The 8,399-nt window shown below is 48.0% G+C and carries 8 protein-coding genes; all 8 read right to left on the bottom strand.

Going from position 1 to position 8,399, the window contains the following annotated elements; translation table 11 throughout:
• Positions 1 to 395: 395 nt before the first annotated feature.
• The 8 genes from HY960_15080 to gltS all read right to left on the bottom strand — a co-directional run bounded on the left by HY960_15080 (position 396) and on the right by gltS (position 8,280).
• A complete protein-coding gene (locus HY960_15080; GenBank protein MBI5217077.1) occupies positions 396 to 689 on the bottom strand; it encodes a hypothetical protein in 294 nt (97 codons plus the stop codon).
• Positions 690 to 827: 138 nt separating this feature from the next.
• On the bottom strand, positions 828 to 1,478 hold the full coding sequence (locus tag HY960_15075) for a rhodanese-like domain-containing protein (protein MBI5217076.1): 651 nt from the start codon (positions 1,476 to 1,478) through the stop codon (positions 828 to 830).
• Positions 1,475 to 2,080, bottom strand: a complete 606-nt coding sequence (locus HY960_15070; GenBank protein ID MBI5217075.1) for a YeeE/YedE family protein — start codon at positions 2,078 to 2,080, stop codon at positions 1,475 to 1,477. The genes HY960_15075 and HY960_15070 overlap by 4 nt, the downstream gene beginning before the upstream one ends.
• Positions 2,077 to 2,658: a YeeE/YedE family protein gene (locus HY960_15065; protein ID MBI5217074.1), complete on the bottom strand. Its 582-nt coding sequence runs from the start codon at positions 2,656 to 2,658 to the stop codon at positions 2,077 to 2,079. The genes HY960_15070 and HY960_15065 overlap by 4 nt, the downstream gene beginning before the upstream one ends.
• A gap of 109 nt (positions 2,659 to 2,767) precedes the next feature.
• The gene (gene nrfD / locus HY960_15060) at positions 2,768 to 3,712 is read right to left on the bottom strand and encodes a polysulfide reductase NrfD (protein ID MBI5217073.1); all 945 of its coding nucleotides are present in this window, start codon (positions 3,710 to 3,712) and stop codon (positions 2,768 to 2,770) included.
• Between the two features lie 104 nt (positions 3,713 to 3,816).
• The gene (locus HY960_15055; GenBank protein ID MBI5217072.1) at positions 3,817 to 4,356 is read right to left on the bottom strand and encodes a 4Fe-4S dicluster domain-containing protein; all 540 of its coding nucleotides are present in this window, start codon (positions 4,354 to 4,356) and stop codon (positions 3,817 to 3,819) included.
• A gap of 1 nt (position 4,357) precedes the next feature.
• Positions 4,358 to 6,550, bottom strand: a complete 2,193-nt coding sequence (locus HY960_15050; protein ID MBI5217071.1) for a molybdopterin-dependent oxidoreductase — start codon at positions 6,548 to 6,550, stop codon at positions 4,358 to 4,360.
• Between the two features lie 503 nt (positions 6,551 to 7,053).
• Positions 7,054 to 8,280: a sodium/glutamate symporter gene (gene gltS / locus HY960_15045; protein ID MBI5217070.1), complete on the bottom strand. Its 1,227-nt coding sequence runs from the start codon at positions 8,278 to 8,280 to the stop codon at positions 7,054 to 7,056.
• Positions 8,281 to 8,399 lie beyond the last annotated feature (119 nt).

Raw genomic sequence — 8,399 nt, 5'->3', positions numbered from 1 at the left:
GGAAAAGAAGTATTTATCATTGGATTTGATTCACAGGGACGTAAAACAATTGTTCTCCATGGAAAATGAAAGGAAAGACAATGTGAAATGATCCCATAAAACGACCACAGACGGTGTTGCAGCACCGCCTGTGGCATTGTTCGGCAGTAATTAGGTTTGGTCTTACACGTAAAATACGTGTGCCTTTTTTATTGCCATCTGCAATCTAATTAACTAAAAATGCATCTCGTTCCCACGCTCCCTATCATTTATCAGCGTGGGAATGTAAGCCCGAATGCTCCGCGTCCTTCATAAAACTATTTCCCAATTCATCCTGTCCACGATTATCAATCAGTTCCAACTTTTCTCGAATATTGAGTTAGTACCGATGAAAACGAACTCAAATCGCCCCTCCATCAAAAACAATCCATTTTCGCCTGTTTCCCGTCCGTAATTGAATTCCGGACGTCCGTAACTCCGCCACGGACACCCGTAGCCGCGCCACGGACTCCCGTACTTGTGCCACGCACTCCCGTAGCCATGCCACGGATTCCCGTACTTGTGCCACGGACACCCGTAGCCATGCCACGGACTCCCGTACCTGTGCCACGGACTCCCGTAGCCATGCCACGGACACCCGTACTTGTGCCACGGACACCCGTACCTGTGCCACGGACACCCGTAGCCGCGCCACGGATTCCCGTAGCCACGCCACGGACTCCCTGCTTCCTATGACGGATGTACTACGTTTTGCAACATCATTGGAAGCATCATCAGGGAACGATAATTCTGCTTGGCTAATCTTTTATCGTAAAATCCACAGTCCGAAATCCGCAATCCGAAATCTCTCAACATCCTTCCTTCTTTTTCTTTTTTGGTGAACCGGTGGGAGAAGGGACGCCGGATGGCATTTGAATTTTCGGAACAGCAAGTTGCTTTGTCTGAGAAACGGAGGACGTGCCGCTCATTGGTGTGCCGCCGAAATAGTTGCTGACGAATTTTCTTTTTTCAAATGCCAACGTTTCTTCCGACGAAGCGCTATCGCTAATGGAAGGGAAGAGGATTTTGTCTTTCCATTCGGCGAGTCCGTCGCGTAAAATATATACATGCTTGAACTGTTGTGCCTTCAAAAGAAACCATGCCTGCGCCGCGTGGATTCCTCCTTCAGAATAGAGAAGTAATTTTTCATTCCGCATCAGTTCGGCATCGAATAGGGAACCGACAGGAATATTTTCTGCCGATGGAATATGATACTCTGCAAACTCTTTCTCGCTCCGAACATCAATGAGGCGAGAATCCGCTTTTCCCTGAATGAGCCAATCGGCAAGTTCCTCAACGGAAATGTGGTCGGTTTCTTTTTCGACGAGGAGACCAAGTTCTTTCACATTCATGGTTGCGGTGTTTCCTTTGTAAGGATTACCGGCAACAAGTGCGAGGATGCCGAGAAGTCCGGCAACAAGAGCAAGAGATTGATGGAGTGAAAGTTTCAACGTTTTCATTTTCGAACTTCTCCTGATTTTGCCGAGAACTTTTTCTCAACCCATTCGGCACCGACAAATCCTCCAAGCGCCATCAATATCACAAGAAAAACAACAAGTCCGTAGGAGACACCAAAGAGTTGTGGGAGAGTTACTTTTCCCATCGCTGATGACGAATAGAAATCTTTCAGGAGAGGAAATGCTTCACCGAAAACAAATATTCCGGCAATGATTCCAAGCAGATAAATCATTCCGTCGTACTTTCCTGTTGATGCCGCCACGCACGATGTTCCCGGGCAGTAACCGCCGATGACAAACCCGACTCCGAGAATCAGCCCGCCGACAATTTGCGGAACGAGAAACGTGTTGCTTACATAGACGAGGGATAAATCAACAATACCAAGAACGGAAAGCCAGAACAATCCGACCATCGCCGTGACGATTGCGGTGAACATTACTTTAAACACGGTGAGGTCGGTAAGATAAAATTGTGCTGCGAGTTTCCTTCCGCTTCCGAATCCGGCGCGTTCGAGGAAGAACCCGAACCCGATACCGATGATGAACGCGACGATGAGACTTGTCTCCTCACCGAAGTAATCGAATTTGAAAAATGGTGCGTTCATTGCCATTGTCTCCTGAAAAAATATGCAACCATGTAACCGCCCGCAAAGACAGAGAGCATGAATGCCCAACTTCCGAGACTGAGCAGAGCGCCGCCCGTCAATGCTTGTCCGCTTGTACAACCGCGGGCGAGTTTCGCACCAAAGCCCATGATTCCGCCGCCGAGGAAAGCGAAGAGAAATCGTTTGCCTGTGGAGATGCGTTCTCCTTTTTCCACCGTTCCCTTTACCCGGTGCGCAAGGATGCCGGAGAAAAATCCTCCGACGATTACGCCAAGCACTTCAAACACAAGCCAGTCTTTGAGCGGGCTGTGTGTGCCATCGCCGAGATATTCCGAGAAGAATCCATTCGAGCGCGCATGTTCCTGTGCGACAGCGTTGACGCCGACAGAGACCAACGACGTGAACGCGCCCGATGCGCCAAGTCCGCGTCCCATAATCACGAACGAAGCAAGGAGAACAAGTCCGAGTCCGATTCCGGCAACGTATGGATTCCAGTACGGCGCGGCAGATTTTACAGTATTCTCGATTGTCTCTTCAGAGACATCATCAAGAGGTTCATTGAATGTTAGAGTTTTCATATTGTTCTTTTTCAAATTATTTATGACCTGTAGAGTCCGATTCGTAATCGGACAAAAGCATTATTAAAAATTCATCCGTTCAGTTCGTCCGTTCGCTGAACGGACTCTACTATTGTCCTGTAATCGTCCAATGACTGAACTGCCCGGCAGAGACAATCACGAATCGCAAAATCAATCCACCTGCAACCACCATGATTGGCGCGACGGGTGTGTGTTGAACTTTATGGTTCACCGCAAGAAGTTGAATGATGAGAGGAACGACAATTCCCAGCCCGATGACGAACACCCAAAACACCGCCGCATACGGTCCGTTCAAAATCAAATATGCAGCGCGTTGGTGTGCTTGTGTTGAACTGAGCAAGCCAATGATGAATTGTGAGAAGACGAACAGTTCGAAAATTAAAAATCCGTTGTCTGCTTTTGCAAGAAGTTCCCGTTCATACTTGTCGTCGGTAATCATGTGAACGAACGCCGCGGCAGATGAGAGTCCGCTGGTGAGAAAGAGAACCCAGAGAATTGAACTGTTCCAGAGCGGACGAGCGCCAAGAGAACTAAGTAGAACTCCGGTGTACATTCCGAGAATCGCTCCGACAATCATGCTCAACACGCCGACGTTTTTCACTGCAGTCGGATGTTGATTGATGAAGGTGGAAATTGTATCAAATATTTTTATTCGATTTTGAAACGCGGGAGGAATTCTTGTGAGTGTTGTGGCGAGCAATGTTGGATACACGAGGAGCAAAATCCATGAACCCCACGACATCGGCGAACTGATTTTGAACGCGGTGTATAATCGCCAGACATACAGTTTATGTTCGAGGTCAAGGAATAGAGCAAACATTCCTGCACTGAGAAGGAGAAGGCTGATGTGTGGAAGATAGAAGCAGGAAAAATAACTGTGTTTCGATTTTCCTTTGAAGATGAAGTAGCCGGAGATAATCATAATGCCGGCGACCAGTCCGCCAAGAAAAAGATAGACCGGGATTTCCCAGCCCCAAATATGGAGCGACGGGTCAATCAGTGGGTTCGTTCGTGTTGTTGATAGTTCGTTCATTGTTTCTCTTCTCTCTCTGTCATTCTGAGCGGAGCGAAGAATCTCGTTCGTGACAGATGGAGATTCTTCATCCCGCTGAAGCGGGATTCAGAATGACAACATGGTTACATCAAATAAAAAATGTTCGGTTCTGTTCCCGCTTCCGGCATCAACGAGTGATGTTTACGCGAGTTCAGTAACTTACTTACCTGACTGTTCGCATCGTTCAAATCTCCGAATGTCATGCAATGCGTCGGGCAGACAGAGACACATGCAGGGTCGAGTCCTTTTTCAACGCGGTGGATGCAGAAGGTACATTTATCCGCGTATCCGTCGGGATGAATGAACCGCGCATCGTACGGACACGAAGCGATGCACGCCTTGCAACCGATGCACTCATTGTTTGTTACCAGCACCACGCCGCCAAGTTCGTGAATGTGGCTCGCGCCGGTCGGACAGCAACTCACGCACGGCGCAGTCGTGCAATGGTTGCATCGTTCCGAGCGAATCTCCATAGTCAGGTCGGGAAATTTTCCGTTCACATCCTGCACAATCCAATCGCGGTTGTATCCTTCGGGAACATTATTTTCTGTTTTACATGCGACCACGCAATCCTTACAGCCGACACATTTCGTTGTATCAATCACCATTCCGTATCGTGACATGTTATGCACCCTCCGTTTCGATGGTCACGAAGTTCACGTTCATTCCGGTGCCGCCCATGAGCGGGTCGGTTGTGTAGCGAGTCAGCAACTGCGCATCGCTTGCGCCTTTGCCGAACGCATACGTCAATCCTTTCGCGTTATGTCCGAAGCCATGCACCATATAGACGCAATCGGGACGAATGCGCTCCGTCGCTTTGAGTTTAATTCGGTTGCTCACCACGCCATCCTGATTTTTCAATCGGACATACTCACCGCTCTTCAAGCCATACCGAGCCGCGATGTCTGCATTTACCCAGACTTCATTTTCATTCATCATGTCCATGAGAAGATGATTCGATTGTGTTCTGCTGAATGAGTGAACAGGCGCCCGCCCGAACAACAAACGGAACGAGCCGGGTGCGCCTGCTGAAGGTCGTTTGTATTTCGGAACCGGGTCGAATCCGGCTTCAGCAAGTTGCATGGAATAGAACTCAATCTTTCCGCTTGGTGTCGGGAACTCTGCCGGAACTCCTTCATCAAAATAAATCGGTTGCTTTGCCCCGCGGATGATTCCGTTCTTCTTCAACTCGGCGTAACTCAATCCCGCCGCGCTCAGGCGATGTTCAAAATATTCTTCGATTGTTTTCCAAGGGTAATACTGTCCGAGTCCGAGTTTCTCTGCAAGCTTCTTCGCCATCCACCAATTTGGTTTTTGTTCATGCGGCGATTCAACAACCGGTTGGCGCAACCCGACGAACGGTTCGCGAAACCACTCAACATTCAAATCATCGTGGCGTTCGAGATAGACCGACTCAGGCAGAACAACATCAGCCCATCCGGCAATCTCACTTGGAATAACATCAATCACTACAAGCAGGTCGAGATTCTGAATTGCCTTGATTGTTTCCGCTTCATTCGGTAATGCGTGCAAAAGATTTGTCGCGTACACAAACCAACCTTTTACAGGATACGGCTGACCGGAAATTGTCGCGTCGCGAATTCCTGTGGTGATTGTTTCGTGGGCGAACGGATACTTGTGTTCGGGGTTGTCCACTTTTCCTTTTTCAGACTTGGGATACGCGGGGTAAGGATACGGCGGAACATCCATACTAACAGGAGTGTAAAATCCGCCTTTACGTCCCCAACTTCCGAGCAACGCGTTCAGCAATGCGATTGCACGGCTTCGTTGCGCGTCATCGCCGTACCAAGTAACGTGGCGACCGGGATGCACAAGCGTTGCCGGTTTGTAGCGCGCCATTTCACGCGCCGTTTGCCTGATAAGTTCCGGTTCGATTCCTGTTTCGGGATACGCCCATTCCGGCGTGTACTCCTGAATGAGCGCGGAGAATTGTTCAAACCCGAATCCGTACTTCTCAACATACACTTTATCATAGAGACCTTCATTCACGATGACGTTGAGCCACGCGAGAAGAAGCGCGAGGTCGGTGCCGGGTTTGATGGGGAGATAATATTTCGCTTTGCTTGCCGCGACGGAGAACCGCGGGTCAACGACGATGATGCTTGCGTTCTTCTCGACCGCCTCGGCAAATTCCTGCACTTGCGTGTTGTGCATGTTCTCGCCGAGATGGCTTCCGATGAGAACGAGACATTGTGCATTTTTGATGTCTGTCCGTTCCGGTGAACTGACATCTTCACCGAACGTCAAACGGAAGCCGACATCGCGTGGTCCCCGGCATTGTGCAAACGATGGCGCAGAAATATTCGGTGTGCCGAACGCTTTGAGTGTGTGCTTGAAGAAATTTCCTCCGATGCCATGACTGAACAGCGCAACCGATTCCGGTCCGTAGTTCGATTTTATTTTCTGCATCTTGTCGGCAATGTAGGTGAACGCTTCGTCCCACGTCACTTCCACCCATTGCTCTTCGCCCCGATTGTTCTTACGGAGGAGCGGCGAACGCAACCTGTCCGGGTCGTAATGTGCGCCAATGCCGCCCGTTCCTCTCGGACACAATCTCCCGTTGCTCAGCGGGTCGAGCGGATTTCCTTCAACTTTCCAGAGTTTTCCATCCTTCACATGAGCAATTGCGCCGCACTTCCAGAAACACATATCGCAGAATGTCGGAACGGTTTGCGTTTCGGTTGATTGTTGTTTTGAAAGAAGTGAAGTTCCTTTGAGAAGTGCGCCGCCCGCAAGCGCAGTCCCAAGTGTTGCGCCGCCAATCTTTAAAAATTTCCTTCGTGAGACAGTATTCATTCGATGACAATGAGAAATACAAATAACTGTATTTTTAATTGTCAGATTGTATGCCAAAATAAAGTTGGATTGATTGACAGATTTAAACTTTGCTGATGAGAAGAGAATTTTCAGATGTGAAGAAATGATTGGCAAAGTTGAGATTCGCCTTATACACGACTTAGGATTTAAGATTCAGGATTTAGGATTTAGGATTCAAGAAGTGATGGAGTTGCGGAGTTGAGATCCTTGCGAAGGTTTTCCTATCAAAGAAGTGTAGAGATGAGTTCACGGAAAAACTATTTCAATCGAGAAACCTTCGCAAGGTTGCGCTGTTCAACTCCTACGGAGTTGGAAAATGGTTGTTAATATATTCTACAAATATTTGACCCTCAACGAGTCATTGACCTAACGGGGTTGTTTTTCTTCGCAACATCAATTTTGAATTTTGAACCTATCTTGTCATGGAACTCGAAACTCAAAAACTCCAATCTTCAATCGAAAATCCTCAATCGTTAATCCATTCACTTCAACCAATTCAAAAACCCGGTAATAATAAGCGCGTTTGTGAAATCTATAAAGAACGCGCCGACCATCGGGACGATGAGAAAGGCGCGGGGAGCGGCTCCGTATTTTCCGACAAGTGTCTTCATGTTCGCAACGGCGTTGGCAGTTGTTCCGAGAACGAACCCAATAAAACCGCTCGCCATTACTGCCGATTCATAATCTTTTCCCATCACCCAGAATGAAAGTGTAAGTGAGAAGAGAACAACTACAATCACTTGCGCTAAGAGAATTGCCGCAAGCGGACCAGCGAGATGAAGCAATTCCCACAACTTCAAATCCATCAACGCAACAACGAGGAAAATGTTCAGGGCAATTGTGCCGATGAGTTCCATTGCTTGTTGGTCAATCTTCAGCCACTTGGTTCCGTCGTCAACATTGCGAAAGAGGGAAGCGACGAGCATGGCGCCGATATACGCTGGTAAAGTCCATCCGAGCGATTGAAAATAGTAACTCACGATGCTTCCCAATCCCATCGCCGCCGCAGCAATAATTATTGTCATGACGAGATTGGAATCCTCTTTTTCAATTTCGACCGAGATAGTCGGTGATTCGTCTGCAAGCTCGTGTTGTAGTTCTGATTTTGAAATTGATTTGTTTGCTCGAAGATTGTGTCGTTTAATCAACGAAGTTCCAACCGGTCCGCCGAGAATTCCGCCGCACACGATGCCGAATGTTGCCGCAGTGATTGCAAGCGTTCCTGCACCGGTGAGTCCTGCTTGTTCAAACAACGGAGCGAATGCGAGTCCTGTTGCAGGACCGCCAACAAGCGTTACCGAGCCAGCCATCACACCAAGTAACTGATGCACTCCGAACAACGATGATATTCCCATCCCGACAAAATTCTGTACAAAACAAAATACCGTTGACATGAGGAGAAAAATAAAAACCTGAATGCCTCCTTTTTTCAGAAGCGGGAGACTTGCGCTCATTCCGATTGTTGTGAAGAAGAGTACCATAAAGAGCGGTTGTGTCGCAGTTTCAAATTTCAAGTTGAGAAATCTATCATGAAGCACGAGATTGAGCGCGGCGAACAGTAATCCGCCAATGACTGCCGATGGGATATTCAATCGTTCGAGGATTGGGATGTTTCGTCTCAACACCATTCCAAGAAAATAGACTACACACGCAATGGCGAGTGTTTGAATGAGGTCGAGTTTGAGAGTAAAAATTTCGGTAGTCGGCATTGATTTCAATTGATTACGTTTTAAAAAAATCGCAGAGACGCAAAGAGCGCAGAGTTTATAGAATGCGGTAAGTATAGAGGAATTTTTTGGAATGAACAAAGTGTGAAATTTTCAATTGC

Source organism: Ignavibacteriota bacterium, assembly GCA_016212665.1.
Lineage (GTDB): Bacteria > Bacteroidota > Ignavibacteria > UBA10030 > SZUA-254 > FW602-bin19.
The sequence above is the reverse complement of the archived record's forward strand: the minus strand, read 5'-3'. Positions and strand labels throughout refer to the sequence as shown.

What these genes read in the sequence shown, in the direction of transcription:
- HY960_15055 (MBI5217072.1), bottom strand. Translation starts at nt 4,356, where the DNA reads ATGTCACGATACGGAATGGTGATTGATACAACGAAATGTGTCGGCTGT.
- HY960_15075 (MBI5217076.1), bottom strand. Translation starts at nt 1,478, where the DNA reads ATGAAAACGTTGAAACTTTCACTCCATCAATCTCTTGCTCTTGTTGCC.
- nrfD (MBI5217073.1), bottom strand. Translation starts at nt 3,712, where the DNA reads ATGAACGAACTATCAACAACACGAACGAACCCACTGATTGACCCGTCG.
- gltS (MBI5217070.1), bottom strand. Translation starts at nt 8,280, where the DNA reads ATGCCGACTACCGAAATTTTTACTCTCAAACTCGACCTCATTCAAACA.
- HY960_15070 (MBI5217075.1), bottom strand. Translation starts at nt 2,080, where the DNA reads ATGAACGCACCATTTTTCAAATTCGATTACTTCGGTGAGGAGACAAGT.
- HY960_15065 (MBI5217074.1), bottom strand. Translation starts at nt 2,658, where the DNA reads ATGAAAACTCTAACATTCAATGAACCTCTTGATGATGTCTCTGAAGAG.
- HY960_15050 (MBI5217071.1), bottom strand. Translation starts at nt 6,550, where the DNA reads ATGAATACTGTCTCACGAAGGAAATTTTTAAAGATTGGCGGCGCAACA.